Annotated in this window: 15 protein-coding genes and 1 tRNA gene; 10 read left to right on the forward strand and 6 right to left on the reverse strand. The window is 58.6% G+C overall.

Annotation, left to right across the window (positions count from 1 at the left end):
• The first annotated feature begins 7 nt into the window (after positions 1-7).
• From HGHM_RS06600 to greB, 4 genes are all read left to right on the forward strand, one after another.
• A complete protein-coding gene (locus HGHM_RS06600) occupies positions 8-961 on the forward strand; it encodes a tripartite tricarboxylate transporter substrate binding protein (protein WP_019140728.1) in 954 nt (317 codons plus the stop codon).
• Positions 962-1,127: 166 nt separating this feature from the next.
• A complete protein-coding gene (locus HGHM_RS06605; protein ID WP_019140729.1) occupies positions 1,128-2,048 on the forward strand; it encodes a 23S rRNA (adenine(2030)-N(6))-methyltransferase RlmJ in 921 nt (306 codons plus the stop codon).
• A gap of 121 nt (positions 2,049-2,169) precedes the next feature.
• Entirely contained in the window at positions 2,170-3,447 is a 1,278-nt protein-coding gene (locus HGHM_RS06610) for an EAL and HDOD domain-containing protein (RefSeq protein WP_019140730.1), read from the forward strand.
• Between the two features lie 80 nt (positions 3,448-3,527).
• Positions 3,528-4,085, forward strand: coding sequence for a transcription elongation factor GreB (gene greB, locus HGHM_RS06615; RefSeq protein WP_019140731.1), 558 nt, complete (start codon positions 3,528-3,530; stop codon positions 4,083-4,085).
• Positions 4,086-4,151: 66 nt separating this feature from the next.
• Here greB and HGHM_RS06620 read toward each other — a convergent pair whose 3' ends face one another.
• The 4 genes from HGHM_RS06620 to HGHM_RS06635 are packed head-to-tail and all read right to left on the reverse strand — an operon-like array spanning position 4,152 to position 8,286.
• Entirely contained in the window at positions 4,152-6,425 is a 2,274-nt protein-coding gene (locus HGHM_RS06620) for a RelA/SpoT family protein (protein WP_019140732.1), read from the reverse strand.
• Between the two features lie 36 nt (positions 6,426-6,461).
• On the reverse strand, positions 6,462-6,665 hold the full coding sequence (gene rpoZ, locus HGHM_RS06625) for a DNA-directed RNA polymerase subunit omega (protein WP_019140733.1): 204 nt from the start codon (positions 6,663-6,665) through the stop codon (positions 6,462-6,464).
• A gap of 22 nt (positions 6,666-6,687) precedes the next feature.
• Positions 6,688-7,332, reverse strand: a complete 645-nt coding sequence (gene gmk, locus HGHM_RS06630; RefSeq protein WP_019140734.1) for a guanylate kinase — start codon at positions 7,330-7,332, stop codon at positions 6,688-6,690.
• A 51-nt stretch (positions 7,333-7,383) separates the two neighbouring features.
• Entirely contained in the window at positions 7,384-8,286 is a 903-nt protein-coding gene (locus HGHM_RS06635) for a YicC/YloC family endoribonuclease (RefSeq protein ID WP_019140735.1), read from the reverse strand.
• Positions 8,287-8,376: 90 nt separating this feature from the next.
• Here HGHM_RS06635 and HGHM_RS06640 point away from each other — a divergent pair, with 90 nt between their 5' ends.
• The 6 genes from HGHM_RS06640 (at position 8,377) to HGHM_RS06665 (ending at position 13,243) form a co-directional block, all read left to right on the forward strand.
• A complete protein-coding gene (locus tag HGHM_RS06640) occupies positions 8,377-9,381 on the forward strand; it encodes a serine/threonine protein kinase (protein WP_019140736.1) in 1,005 nt (334 codons plus the stop codon).
• Between the two features lie 12 nt (positions 9,382-9,393).
• Positions 9,394-10,326 (forward strand): PP2C family protein-serine/threonine phosphatase, encoded by a 933-nt coding sequence (locus HGHM_RS06645; RefSeq protein WP_019140737.1) that lies wholly within the window; start codon positions 9,394-9,396, stop codon positions 10,324-10,326.
• Between the two features lie 8 nt (positions 10,327-10,334).
• On the forward strand, positions 10,335-11,069 hold the full coding sequence (rph, locus tag HGHM_RS06650; protein WP_019140738.1) for a ribonuclease PH: 735 nt from the start codon (positions 10,335-10,337) through the stop codon (positions 11,067-11,069).
• 93 nt (positions 11,070-11,162) lie between these two features.
• The gene (rdgB, locus tag HGHM_RS06655; protein ID WP_019140739.1) at positions 11,163-11,747 is read left to right on the forward strand and encodes an RdgB/HAM1 family non-canonical purine NTP pyrophosphatase; all 585 of its coding nucleotides are present in this window, start codon (positions 11,163-11,165) and stop codon (positions 11,745-11,747) included.
• Positions 11,744-12,991, forward strand: coding sequence for a radical SAM family heme chaperone HemW (hemW, locus tag HGHM_RS06660; RefSeq protein WP_019140740.1), 1,248 nt, complete (start codon positions 11,744-11,746; stop codon positions 12,989-12,991). The genes rdgB and hemW overlap by 4 nt, the downstream gene beginning before the upstream one ends.
• Before the next feature lie 162 nt (positions 12,992-13,153).
• A tRNA-Ser gene (locus HGHM_RS06665) sits at positions 13,154-13,243 on the forward strand.
• 128 nt (positions 13,244-13,371) lie between these two features.
• On the opposite strand, the gene HGHM_RS06670 is transcribed toward HGHM_RS06665, so the two are convergent.
• Positions 13,372-13,785, reverse strand: coding sequence for a nuclear transport factor 2 family protein (locus HGHM_RS06670; protein ID WP_019140741.1), 414 nt, complete (start codon positions 13,783-13,785; stop codon positions 13,372-13,374).
• 247 nt (positions 13,786-14,032) lie between these two features.
• Positions 14,033-14,578 (reverse strand): SRPBCC family protein, encoded by a 546-nt coding sequence (locus tag HGHM_RS06675; protein ID WP_148415412.1) that lies wholly within the window; start codon positions 14,576-14,578, stop codon positions 14,033-14,035.
• Positions 14,579-14,736: the final 158 nt, after the last annotated feature.

Here is a 14,736-nt window from a genome sequence, read left to right on the forward strand (position 1 = left end):
GACTGACATGAAGTTGCACGCTTTCTTACGCTCACTCACGCTTGGCGTGGCTGCGCTGCTTTCCCTCGGCAGCGCGCATGCCTATCCGGACAAGCCGATCCAGTACATCATCCCGTTCACTCCGGGAGGCGAATCCGACTACGTCGCCCGCCTGCAGGCAGAAGTCTTCAAGAACAAGTACAAGCAGTCGATGATCGTTCTGAACAAGCCGGGAGCGGGCGGGGCGCTGGTCTGGTCGCAGCTGAATTCCATGCCGGCGGACGGCTATACCATTGCCGGCGTCAACCTTCCCCACATCGTCCTGCAGCCGCTGGAAGGATCGGCCCACTACAAGACCGAGGACATCACGCCGGTCTATTTCTATCATTTCACGCCGGATGCGATCGTGGTTCCGGCGGACGGCCCGTTCAAGACGTTCCAGGACTTGATCAAGGCCGCGAAGGAAAGGCCGGGCTCGCTCAATTTCGCCGGTTCCGGAAGTTTTTCCGCCAACCATATGGCGCACGAACGGTTGAACAAGATCGCAGGCATCAAGTCGACCTATGTGCCGTTCAAGGGCACCGGCGACCTCATTTCCTCCATGCTGGGCAAGCATGTGGATGCGGCAATGACTTACCTGCCTTTCGCCATCCAGCAGAAGGGCAAGATGCGCTTGCTGGCGGTTGCATCGGAAAAGCGCCACCCCGCCTTTCCGGATGTTCCGACCTTCAAGGAACTCGGGTTGGACTGGGTAGACGGCGCCTACCGCGGAATTGCGGTGCCGAAATCCACACCCAAGGAAATCCAGAAGCAGGTTTCCGACATGATGGGCGTCCTCAACCAGGATCCGGAGATGCGCAAGAAGCTGGCTGATGGCGGCTACGACGTCATTGACGTTCCGCTGGAGAAAATGGCGGACTTCGTTGCCGAACGCAGGAAGGTTTATGTGCAGGATGCCAAGGATGCGGGCTTGATCAAATAAGCGATCCGGCCGTAGTCCGACAAGTTCGTACGCAGAGGGGAAAAAGCCGCGCCGCATGGGGGCGGCTTTTTTTTGCTTGAACATGGCCGGGCATGCAGTTTGAGGCCCTGATTCCGGAATGAACTGTACAATAATGCACTGACCCCTCTGCTTCCCACACTTTCCTATGTTGAGTTATCGCCACGCCTTCCACGCGGGCAATCATGCTGACGTCCTGAAGCATCTCGTGCTCATTCAGCTATTGCGCTACCTGGGCCAGAAAGATGTTCCGTATATGTACATCGATACCCATGCCGGAGCGGGCGTGTATGAACTCGACAGCAAATTTGCGGCGAAGAATGCGGAATATGAAACCGGCATCGGGCGCTTGTGGGACCGCAGGGATTTGCCGGAACCGGCAGCCGATTATGTCCAGCTGGTCAAGTCGCTGAACCCGAAGGGCAAAATGCGCTACTACCCCGGCTCCCCGTATTGCGCCGAGAATATTTTGCGAGAGCAGGATCGCATGCGGCTGTTCGAATTGCATCCAAGCGACAGCAAGCTGCTCGAGGCGAATTTCCGCCAGCTTGAAGCGCAGGCAACCGCCGAGGGTCGCCGCACAGGGGCTCGCGGCAAGCGCGTGATGATCCAGAAGGCAGATGGATTCACGGGCTTGAAGGCATTGCTGCCGCCGCCGTCGCGTCGCGGTCTGGTGCTCATTGACCCGCCGTATGAAGTCAAGGATGATTACCGGCGCGTCTCCGACACCCTGAGCGATGCTCTCACGCGTTTTGCCACCGGCACCTATGCAGTGTGGTATCCGGTGCTGCAAAGGATGGAGTCGCGCCAGCTTCCGGAGAAGCTGAAGCGGCTGCCTTCCAATGGCTGGCTCAACGTCACCTTGTCCATCAGCGCTCCACTGCCGGATGGCTTCGGTCTGCGCAGCAGCGGGATGTTCATACTCAACCCGCCATGGACACTGGAGCCGATGCTGCGCAGCTTGATGCCGTATCTGGTCGATGTCCTGAGACTCGACGATGGTGCCGGCTTCACGCTCGAGACGGGAGATGCGTTGCCCGCATCCCGGAACTTGAGGCGGGCGCTTTAAGGGAGTGGGGACAAAGTGCCTGCGCGGCCGGTGGCCGGCACTTCCCGGGCGCACCGCTGTCCTGAAGGTTACCGGCGCGCGGTCTCCAATCGTAAGAACCAAAAAAAGATGAAGCTTTTTCATGTCTGACCTGGCTTTTAATCGCTACACGCAATCACACAAGGCACGGGATTTTTTCCTGGCACGGCAACCAATCCTGGATCGCGACCAGCAACTGATCGCGTATGAATTGCTGTTTCGCAGCGCAGCTGCGGGACCGGCGAATGTTACCGACGACTTGCTGGCGACTGCGTCCGTCATCGCCCATGCATCCGAACTCGGCATGGAAAATGTCGTCGGCGATTCGCTGGGCTTCGTGAACGTGGATGCGACAGTACTGCTGAGCGACTTTGTGGAGTTTCTGCCGACAGGCAAAGTCGTGCTGGAGATCCTGGAAACCGTCAAGGTGAACGACCAGATCATTGAACGGGTCAGCGCACTTGCGAACAAAGGCTATCGATTCGCATTGGATGACGTGGTCGCGGAGTCGCCGGACGTGCAGCAGCTCCTGCCCTTGGTCGAGATCATCAAGGTCGATATCACCGACATGAAGCAGGCCCAGCTGTTCCAGCTCAGCAGTCGGTTCAAAAGGGCAGGCAAGCGACTGCTCGCCGAAAAAGTCGAAACCATTGAGCAGTTCCAGCGCTGCCTTGAGCTCGGATTCGATTACTTCCAGGGCTATTACTTCGCCAAGCCGCATGTCCTGACGGGGAAAAAGCTGTCACCCTCGCAGCTCATCATCATGCAGCTGATTTCTCAGCTGGCTGCGGATGCCGATACTGCCGAGATCGAGCGCAGCATCAAGCAGGATGCCTCGCTGGTACTGACCCTGCTGCGCATGGTCAATACGCCGGCCGCGGGCGTAATGCAGCGCATCGATTCGCTGGGCCAGGCACTGATTGTCCTCGGGCGGCGTCAGCTGCAACGCTGGCTGCAAGTGCTGCTTTACGCCGACCCGCGGAAAACCGGCCGCGCCGCCCCGCCGTTGCTCGTGCTGGCCACCACGCGCGGCAGACTGCTGGAACTGATGGCGCAGCATGCCAGACCGGACCAGCGCGCTGTTGCCGACATCGCGTTCACAGTCGGCATAATGTCCCTCATGGATGCCCTGTTCGGCTTGCCAATGGAAAATATCCTCGAAAAGATTTCCGTTGCAGACGAAGTCCGGCAAGCGTTGTTGCATCGAAGCGGCATCTATGGCGACATGCTCAAGCTTGCCGAGCACATCGAAAACATCAATGAAGCCGGACCGATGGTGCTGCCGTTGCTGGCTAAACTCAATATTTCGGGTGAGCAATTCAACAAGCTGCAGATCGCCGCATTCGAGTGGAGCGAAAGCATTTCACGCAATGCAGCGTGATTCCTGATGGTAAGGCCAATGTGCTCACGAGTTGCTTCGGCGACTCGCATGGCGCCGGAACCTCGCTAAAATACTCTGTTATGAGCAAGGCATTTGTCAAAGAATCGGACGACGGGGACGACCTCGAGGCAGCGCTGCCTGCCATTCCTGCCGGATCGAAGAATTACATTACCCCACAAGGACATCAGCGCCTGAAGGATGAATTGCTGCGCCTGATCGATGTCGAGCGGCCTGAGGTGGTGCGCATCGTTTCCTGGGCTGCGTCCAATGGCGATCGTTCGGAGAATGGCGACTATATCTACGGCAAGCGCCGCCTGCGCGAAATTGACCGCCGCATCCGTTTCCTTACCAAGCGGCTGGATATTGCCGAGGTGGTCGATCCAAGCGTTCACCATGGCAGCGACCGCGTTTTCTTCGGTGCTACCGTCACCTACGAAAACCAGGCTGGCGAGGAGCATACGGTGACGATTGTCGGCATCGACGAACTCGACCCCTTGAATGGAAAGATCAGCTGGGTATCGCCGGTAGCAAGGGCGCTGACCAAGGCGCAGGAAGGCGATACGGTGGTACTGAAGACACCGTCGGGCATGGAAGAGCTGACTATCCTGGAAGTCAGCTATCCGGCAAAACAAGGGTAAGCGCGCGGATTGCGGAGCAAGGATGATGGCATCCGCACTCGCGAAAGGCGAAGATGCGGAACACCATTAGCCGCGTTCGCGCAGGATGCGGGCCACGTTGGGAACGCGCCGGAGGTTGCGCATCAGGCGCGCGAGATGGATGCGGTCCTCCACCTGGACCGTGAAATGCAGCTGCTTCATCACCGGGTCGCGATCATCGTCCATGCCGACGTACACGATGTTCGCATCGGATTCGCCAATTTCCGCAGTGACGCGCGCCAGGGTGCCTCTCTGGTTGTGTACCAGCACCTTGATGCGGCAATCGAAGCGCCGATTGATGTCCGTTCCCCAGGCAAGGTCGATCCAACGGTCAGGCTCCTTGGAGCGCTGTCGCCGTGCGAGATCGCAATCCGTGGCATGCACCGCGATGCCCTGATCGCGCTTGAGCTGGCCCATGATGCGGTCGCCCGGGATTGGATGGCAGCAGGTGGCAAGCAGTACCGACGCTCCTTCATTGCCATTGATCGTGACGGGCGCGATCTCGTCCGTATCAATGTCGGTGTCGATGTCCGTCACAGTGCCTGGCGGCAATTCATCATTTGCCAGCTTGCGAATATGGCGGGCTACCAGTGTTGCCATCCGCTTTCCGACGCCGATATCGGCATACAGCTCGTCCAGCGACTTCGCACTCGATTCGTTCAGCAGCTTTTCTACCAGCGGTTCCGGCAGGGGGGGCGTGATGTTCAGTGCGGCCAGAGCCTGGACCAGCAGGCGCTTGCCCAGCTCGGTGGACTCGGAAAGATTGATGGTGCGCAGGTGGTGACGGATCGCCGAGCGAGCCTTTCCGGTGCGGACGAAAGTCAGCCAGTTGGGACTCGGGCGCGAGGTCGGCGACGTGACGATTTCAACGATGTCGCCGTTGCGCAATTCGGTGCGTAGCGCTGCCGGCTCGTGGTTCACCTTGGACGCAATCGCCTGGTCGCCGATGTCGGTATGAATGGTATAGGCAAAGTCCAGTACCGTCGCTCCGCGCGGCAGGGCGATGATGCGGGACTTCGGCGTGAATACATAGACCGAATCGGGGAACAGGTCGACCTTGACGTGTTCGAGGAACTCGGCGGAATCGCCGGTCTGCTTCTGGATGTCGAGCAGCGACTGCAGCCAGGCATGGGTGCGCTGCTGCAGGTCGGTCAGGCTCGCATCCTCGTCCTTGTACAGCCAGTGCGCCGCGACCCCGGCCTCCGCCACATGGTTCATTTCCTGGGTCCGGATCTGGAATTCCACGGGCGTGCCATAAGGGCCGATCAGCGTGGTATGCAGGGATTGGTAGCCGTTCAGCTTCGGGATCGCGATGTAGTCCTTGAACTTGCCGGGCATGGGTTTGTAAAGCCCGTGCAGGGCACCCAGCGCGACATAGCAGTTGGACAGGCTGTCCACCACAATGCGAAAGCCGTAGACGTCCAGCACTTGCGAAAACGACAGATGCTTGTTGCGCATCTTGCGGTAGATGCCGAACAGCGTCTTTTCCCGCCCATACACCTGGGCCGGAATCCCGTTTGCTGCCAGCGTATGGGTGACTGCATCAAGGATCTTGCTGACCACTTCGCGCCGGTTACCGCGCGCGGCCTTGACCGCCTTGGACAGAGTCCGATAGCGCACTGGATAAAGATGGGCGAAAGCCAGGTCCTGCAATTCGCGGTAGATGTTGTTCAGGCCCAGCCGGTTTGCTATGGGCACATAGACTTCCATCGTTTCGCGGGCGATCCGGCGCTTCTTTTCCGGCGACATGAAGCCCAGAGTACGCATGTTGTGCAGGCGGTCGGCGAGCTTGACGAGGATTACCCGCACATCGCGCGCCATGGCCAGCAGCATCTTGCGGAAATTTTCCGCCTGGATTTCGATCTGGCTCTGGAATTCGATCTTGTCGAGTTTGGAAAGGCCGTCCACCAGGGTGGCAACCGGGGCGCCGAAGCGCTCGATCAATTCTTCCTTCTTGACATCCTGGTCCTCCATCACGTCGTGCAGCAATGCAGCCATGATGGCTTGCGCGTCCAGTTTCCAGTCGGCGCAGATTTCCGCCACCGCGATCGGATGGGAGATATAGGGCTCGCCCGACTTGCGCATCTGCCCGAGGTGCATCTCGTCTGAAAAACGGTAGGCCTCCCGGACCTTCTTCAGTTCGGACGGCGTCAGGTATTCGGAGAGCTTGGAAGCGAGCAGGGCAACGGAAGCGACGCCCGAGCCGAGGGTATTCGGATCAGGCTTGGAGAGGCTGTCGGTATCCTTGGTGGCCGAGCGATCGGATGTCGCTCGGCTGTTTTGAGCAACTGATACTGTTGAATCTGCTGGTGTCAGGTTCATGCTTTCGGTATATCAGCCGCATGGCATTGGTACATCTTAGCTGGGGACCTTCTTGAGCATCTCAAGGCCCACCTTGCCGGACGCGATCTCACGCAGCGCAATCACGGTGGGTTTGTCCTTGGCTTCCACCTTGGGCGTGTGACCCTGCAGCAGCTGGCGGGCACGATAGGTAGCGGCCAGGGTGAGCTGGAAGCGGTTCGGAATCTGTTTGAGGCAATCTTCGATGGTAATGCGGGCCATTCTTACTCCTAAAAAAACGGTGTCAGCTTAAGGCGGCGTGAATACCCAGTTGGGTAAATAGGGAGGCGTTGCGTGCAGCTTGTTGCGTGAAACGGCAGCGAGCCGCTTTGACAATTGCACTCAACTCTGACAAAGCAGTCGCAAAGTCTTGATTAATAATAACATATTCGAACTCGGGCGCGTGCGCGATTTCACCTCCCGCTGCTAGTATCCGGCGCGTGATGACGTGCGGTTCATCCTGTCCACGCTTTTTCAGGCGCTCCTCCAGCGCCGCAATCGACGGCGGCAGGATGAAAATGCCGATCGCATGAGGGAATTGCTTTTTTACCTGCTGCGCGCCTTGCCAGTCGATCTCCAGCAAAACGTCCGTGCCTGCCTTCATCTGCTCGGAAATCAGCAGCCGCGAGGTACCGTAGTAATTACCGTGGACTTCGGCTGATTCCAAAAATTCCCCGGATTCCCGCCTTGCCAGGAAATCCTTGACCGAGGTGAAGTAATACTCCCGTCCATGCTGTTCGCCGGGACGGGGAGGCCTGGTGGTGTAGGAAATCGACAACTTGATGGCCGGTTCCTGCTCGAGCAGGGCATTGACGAGAGTGGATTTGCCGGCGCCGGAAGGCGCGACGACCATGAACAGGCTACCGGAATGGGCTTTGGCGTCGGACATAGGGTTTGTGGGGGAACTGGGAAAGATTTCAGCCGGGCAGCGTACTGCGCTTCATTCGAGATTCTGGACTTGTTCGCGCATCTGCTCAATCAAAAGCTTCAAGGCCATCGAGGCATCCGACAGCTCCTTCACTGCAGCCTTGGAGCCGATGGTGTTGGCTTCGCGATTAAGCTCCTGCATCATGAAATCGAGGCGCTTGCCGACCTGCCCGCCCTTGCTGAGGATCTGCCGGGTTTCGGCGAGATGGGCCGACAGTCGCGACAACTCTTCGGCGACGTCCACGCGGATGCCATACAGCGTCACTTCCTGGCGAATGCGGTCCATGGCTTCCTCGTGCGAGAGCAGGGGAGACGCTGCCGCGGCCCCATTCTGCATTGCCAGGCCGAGCGCTTCCTTCATGCGCTCGATGGCTTTCTGCTGGAACTGCGCAATCGCCTGCGGAATCAGCGGCGTGATGCGCTGGACGATCGCTTCCATGTCGTCAACGCGCGACAGCAGCATCGCCTGCATCGCCGCGCCTTCGCGCGCCCGGGCCTGGACGAAGGCATCCAATGCGGCCGCCATGAGCGCCTGGACATCCGCCTGCAGCGTGTCCTGAGCGATATCGGCTTCCTCGATCACGCCAGGCCAGCGCAGCAACTCGTTGACGGACATGTGCGGCGCATCCGGAAAGCGTTGGCGAATTTCGCCTTGCATTCTTTCCAAGGACTCGAGGAGTGTTGCATTCAGCGCATGGCTGTCGCCCGCATTCGAGGCACGGCCGAAGCTCAGACGGCATTCGACCTTGCCGCGGCTGATGCGCGCCATGATCGCTTCGCGCAGGATGGGCTCCAGCGAACGCAACTCGTCGTTGATCCGGAACTGCAGGTCGAGGAAGCGGGAATTGACGCTTTTTAACTCTGCCGTAAGCGTTCCCGCCGAGGTGTCGCGAGTAAGGACCGCGTATCCGGTCATGCTGTAAATAGTCACGGCTTGCTTCCCGGTTTCTTCTTTACAAAAAAGTCATTTATCAACACAATCGCAAGTAAATTGCTGAGGGACGCTATGGCTGTACAAAATAATGCCCCGTTGCCAGACGGACTTGAAATTGCCGGATATCGCATTGTAAAGAAGATTGCGTCCGGCGGGTTCAGTATCGTCTATCTCGCTTACGATGAAGACGGCAATGCCGTGGCAATCAAGGAATACCTGCCCAGTTCGCTGGCACTGCGTCAACCGGGTGAACTGGCACCTGCCATCTCGCCGGAGAACCTTCCGGTATTTCGCATCGGCCTGAAATGCTTCTTCGAGGAAGGCAGGGCGCTCGCGCGGATTTCCCATCCGAACGTCGTCAGCGTCCTCAATTTTTTCCGGGCCAACGATACCGTCTATATGGTGATGGCATACGAATCCGGGCGCTCCCTGCAGGACCATATCCTCCGGCGGCGCGAGAAGGGAGAACGGCCTCTGGTGTCGGAACGATTCATCCGCAAAATGTTCAACCAGGTGATGAACGGATTGCGCGAAGTCCACACCAACAAGCTTCTGCATCTCGACCTCAAGCCCGCGAATATCTACCTGCGCATGGATGGCACGCCGATCCTGCTGGACTTCGGCGCCGCCCGGCAGACGCTGAAGGGCGACATGCAAAAGCTGTATCCGATGTACACGCCGGGCTTCGCGCCGCCCGAGTTGTATGAGAAAAATGGCAATCTCGGTCCCTGGACCGATATCTACAGCATCGGCGCGTCGATATTCGCCTGCATGGTAGGCGCACCTCCGCAACCGGCGGACCAGCGCAAGACCAACGACAAAATGGAAACCTATTTCCGCAAGCTGGAAGGCCTGTATTCGACCGAGTTGATCGACGTCATCCGCTGGAGCCTGCAGGTCGATCCGCTGCAGCGGCCGCAAAGCGTGTTTGCGCTGCAGAAGGCTCTGAGGGAACAACAGCCCGAAGTGAAGGAAGAAGCCTTGCTGGATAAATTGTCCGGCAAGCTGCGCGGCTTGTTTGCCGGCATTGGCAGGAGTACGGCCGCCGCCACGACCATTCAGGAAAACTCACGATAACGTTCAATCTCCATGCGATTTTCTGTCTATCAAGAAAGCCATATCGGCGGACGCAAGAATAACCAGGACCGCATGGGATATAGCTTTACGCGCGATGCATTGCTGCTGCTTCTGGCGGACGGCATGGGCGGGCATATCCAGGGCGATATGGCGGCGACGATCGCCTTGCAGACGATCGGTGCGATGTTCCAGCAGCATGCCAATCCCTATATCAAGAAGCCGGAACGCTTTCTGGAAGACAGTTTTTTGGCGGCCCACCGCGAGATCCACCGCTACCGGGCTGTCAATAACCTGCCGGAAACGCCGCGTACCACGATTGTCGGCTGCCTGATCCAGCACAACAGCGCCTTCTGGGCGCATTGCGGGGATTCGCGCCTGTACTGGATGCGGCGCGGTCAAATTCTGGCGCGCACCCGCGATCATTCCCGCATCGAAACTCTGATCGCGCAGGGCAAGGTGGATCCGGCCGAGCGCGACACCCATCCGGATCGGAACAAGCTGTTCAACTGCCTCGGCGCGCCCACCATGCCGATCATCGAACTGTCGCGCCGGGCCAGTCTGCAGGCCGGGGACATAATCCTGCTGTGCTCTGATGGGTTATGGTCGGTGCTCCCGGATCATGTGCTGGCCGAGAAGTTGCACAACAATACCGTGGTGCGGGCCGTGCCGGAATTGCTGACTACCGCAACCGGTATCGCTGGAAAGAGCAGCGACAACGTGACCGCTCTTGCAGTGATGTGGGAAAGTGAAAATCCGCTGCAGGACGCCAACACGACGATCACCACCCACAGCTTGCCGATCGGTAGCATGACTACTACCATTCAGGCGCCGCGCCATGCAGATCTGGAAGGCGCCGATGCATTCAACGAATCCGAGATCGAAAAGGCGATCGAGGAAATCCGCAGCGCCATCGAAAAATCCTCGCGTATCAGTTCCAAGAGTTAGAGTTCACCATGTCGTCAGTCAATCGCCCCAGCGGACGCGCCGCCAATGCGTTGCGTCCAGTCCGTATCACCCGCCATTACACCAAGCATGCCGAAGGTTCGGTGCTGGTCGAGTTCGGTGATACCCGCGTCATCTGCACCGCGAGCATCGAGGAAAAAGTGCCCCCATTCCTGAAGGGGAAGGGCCAGGGATGGATGACCGCGGAATATGGCATGCTGCCGCGGTCCACCCATACCCGCATGGACCGCGAAGCCGCAAAGGGCAAGCAGTCCGGCCGCACCCAGGAGATCCAGCGCCTGATCGGACGCTCGCTGCGCGCTGCCTTCGACCTGTCAGCTCTCGGTGAGCGCACTCTGCACCTGGATTGCGATGTCATCCAGGCTGACGGCGGTACCCGCACTGCCGCCATCACCGGCGCCATGGTCGCTGCGTACGATGCCGTGTCGAAGCTGGTCGAGGGCAATCTGATTCCAGCCTTGCCATTGAAACATTTTGTCGCAGCGATCTCGGTGGGTGTCTACCGCGGCACGCCGGTGCTTGACCTCGACTATCTTGAAGATTCCGACTGCGATACCGATATGAATGTCGTCATGACCGATGTCGGCCATTTTGTCGAAGTGCAGGGCACGGCGGAAGGTGAGGCATTCGACCGGGCGGCAATGAACCAGTTGCTCGACCTTGCGCAGCAAGGCATAGCCGAATTAATCGTCTTGCAAAAGAAGTCGCTCGGCTTGGCCGGCTGACACTGTCCCCGCTGCCTGCCTCGATCCAGGCATGCATCTTGTACAACCGAATTTTCGTCCTGGCTGGCGCTTTTCCGCCAGCCATTATCTTTTATGAACCGAACCCTTATTCTCGCCTCAAACAATGCAGGCAAGCTCAAGGAATTCAGCGAGATGCTGGCACCGATCGGTTTCGACGTGCGGCCGCAAGGCGAATTCCAGGTGCCGGAAGCGGACGAGCCACATCCGACTTTCGTAGAAAACGCGCTGGCCAAGGCGCGTCACGCCGCCCGCCTCACGGGATTGCCGGCATTGGCGGACGACTCCGGCGTCTGCGTCAATGCGCTCGGCGGTGCGCCCGGCGTGTACTCGGCGCGTTATGCCGGGGAGCCGAAATCCGATGCACGCAACAATCAAAAGCTGGTGGCCGACCTCGCCATCCATGCGGACAAGTCGGGCTACTACTACTGCGTGCTGGTATTCGTGCGCCATGCCGACGATCCGCAGCCGGTGATTGCCGAAGGGCGCTGGGACGGCGAGATCATTGCAGAGCCGCGCGGGCAGGGCGGATTCGGTTACGATCCGCATTTCCTGTTGCCTGCCTTGGGCAAGACTGCCGCCGAGCTGTCGCCCGCCGAAAAAAACCGCCTGTCCCATCGCGGGCAGGCACTACGCCTTCTGGTTGAAAAGTTACGATGATTCCGATCAAGCCCGCGTCTGCGGGCACTGCGTCCGGTTCGCCGGCGAGCAACGCGGCACAAGCAGCCGCGTCATTCCTGAAGCCGGGCATGCTTCACTTGCCGGCCTTGCCGCCACTGTCGCTCTATGTGCATTTCCCGTGGTGCGTGCGGAAATGCCCTTACTGCGATTTCAATTCGCACGAAGTCAAGGGCGGCAGTTTTCCGGAAAAGGAATACCTGGACGCCCTCAGGCTGGACCTGGAAAATGCGCTGCCCATGATCTGGGGCCGCAAGATATACACCATCTTCATCGGTGGCGGGACGCCCAGCCTGATGTCGGCCGCAGGGCTGGATCGCCTGCTGTCGGACATCCGCGCGCTGCTGCCGCTCGATGGCGCGGCCGAGATCACGATGGAAGCCAATCCCGGCACTTTCGAAACAGAAAAATTCAAGTCCTATCGGGCAAGCGGCATCAACCGGCTGTCCGTCGGCATACAGAGTTTCAATCCGCGCCACCTGCAGGCGCTCGGCCGGATCCACGACGGAGCCGAAGCGCGCCGCGCAATCGAGATCGCGCAAGCCAATTTCGACAACTTCAATCTCGATCTGATGTATGCGCTGCCGTCCCAGACGCTGGACGAAGCGCGGGAAGATGTCATGACTGCGCTCAGCTTTGCGCCGCCGCATCTGTCGCTCTACCACCTTACGCTGGAACCGAACACCTATTTCGCAAAATATCCGCCATCAGTCCCCGACGACGATACCAGCGCCGACATGCAGGACATGATCCTGGACCTGACGCATGCTGCCCACTACCATCACTATGAAGTGTCGGCCTATGCGCAGCCCGGCAGGGAAGCGCGCCACAACCTGAACTACTGGCAGTTCGGCGATTATCTCGGCATCGGTGCCGGCGCGCATTCCAAGATATCGTTCCCGCATCGGGTCATTCGCCAGATGCGTTACAAGCAGCCGAAGGCGTATCTCGACCATGCCATGGCAGGCAATCCGATCCAGGAAGAAGCCGAGATCGGCAGGGATGAACTGGGATTCGAATTCATGCTCAACGCCTTGCGCCTGAACGACGGGTTCGAAGCGAACCTGTTCGGTGAGCGAACCGGGATGACGCTCAATGCCATCGACGGCGCACTGAATGCGGCGGAAGCGAAGGGCTTGCTCTATCGCGACCATAAGATCATCCGTCCGACCGAGCTTGGTAGGCGCTTCCTGAATGATCTGCAACAAATGTTTTTGAAGGAGTGACGGAGCCGCGTACCGGTTTAGCTGTTTTGACATCCGACCGGACGGTAATTTGCTGGCGATCATGCAGCAATGCGGTACGACTTAGGTATAATGCCGGCTACGGAAGTTCGGCAGCACATGCGGCGAGATTGCATCCGCCGGTTTCCGTATCCAATCGCAATTGGAGGTGTGGCCGAGTGGTTTAAGGCACTGGTCTTGAAAACCAGCGAAGGTTTACGCCTTCCGTGAGTTCGAATCTCACCGCCTCCGCCAAAACCCGCAGCAAGCGCTTTCAGCGCTGCACTCATGCCCGGGACTAGAACAGTCCCAACTTGCATATCTCTCCCACAGCAAAATTCGCAAGCGAACGCTTGTGAAGTGTTGCTGTACGACGGACCGGATCAATGCGCGCTTTTCAACGTCATCTGACGGGTATCGAAGAAACCCTGGAAGCGAGCGATTTTTCCAGCGTCGTCGAAAACCAGCAGGCTCACGCCTTCATAGTTGAGCGGCTGCCCCGCTGCGCTGGTTCCGCTTGATCGCCAGAACAGGCCGGCCGAGTGGTCGCTCGCCATGATGTCGAAGAAATCCGAGTGAATGCTGCCGAACGAGGAGGCATATTCACGCCAGAACGCGGCAATCTGCTCCTGGCCGTGGCGACTTCCGTCAGTACGTTCGATGACTGGGTTGACCAGTTCGGCATCGGGAGCGAACAACTGTGCAAGACGGTCTGCGCCGGCAGCATCCCCGTCTTCCAGGTGATGCAATTCCTCAATGAAGCGATCGGCAGTTTCTTTCGCTTGCTGTTGGTTCATGACTACTCCTGAGAGCGCAGGTTGATGTGTTCAAAGCGCGATTCCCATGACATCCGGCCGCCCTCCGGATCGTGCTCGATGTGCTCAAAGCCTTTTCCCCTGGGCGGAACAGAGGGCACCCGCGAAGCCGCCTGGCGGCAATGGATGCCTGCAGTCCTGCGGGAGAAATACCGCGGACAATGCAGACATCACAGCGCACGCGTTCCGCAATGCCTGTTCATGGGATCATCGTGGTTGCAGGCGATGTCTAGTGCTGCGGAATCGTGCCGCGCCACGCGCCCGTTTCGGTGCCGCGTTGCTCGACCAGATTCTTGAACCGCCTCAGGTTCGACTTCGTCTGCATTTTCACAAAACCGAGCGCATCGCCGATCTTCTCGTCGATGGTCGACGGATCGTAATCCATCTGCAGCATGATGCGGGTCCTGGAATCCGAGATCCTGTGGAAGGTAACTACACCGGCATTATGCACGCCGCCGGTGCTGCGCCAGGCGATCCGATCATCGGGAATCTGCTCCGTGATCTCGACATCCCATTCCTTCTCCTTGCCGGCCACGCTTGCGCGCCAATGCAAGTGCTTGTCGTCCAGTTGGCGCACTTCATGAACGCTGTCCATGAATTGCGGGAAATCTTCGAACTGGGTCCATTGGTTATAGGCCTTGCTTACCGGTACATTCACCTCGATGGATTCTTCGACAGTGGAATGCATATCCGAACCGCGCGATTTCATCAATTGCCTGGCAAGAATATATCCGCCGGCGGCAAGGGCAACAGTGGTCACTACACGATTAACCATGGCATGTCCTTTCTATGTATGGAGATGGACTGAATGGAACTAGTGGAAGTCATACTTGGGTCAAGAACTCGGAAAAAGGTTCGCCAGATTTCCCTTGGCGCCCGCTGTTGCTAGTGCAGGGGTAGCGAGTTCCTGCATGCGAGGCAACAGCAGAGGCA

The sequence above is a fragment of the Noviherbaspirillum massiliense JC206 genome, from assembly GCF_000312045.1.
GTDB classification, from domain to species: Bacteria; Pseudomonadota; Gammaproteobacteria; order Burkholderiales; family Burkholderiaceae_D; genus Noviherbaspirillum; species Noviherbaspirillum massiliense.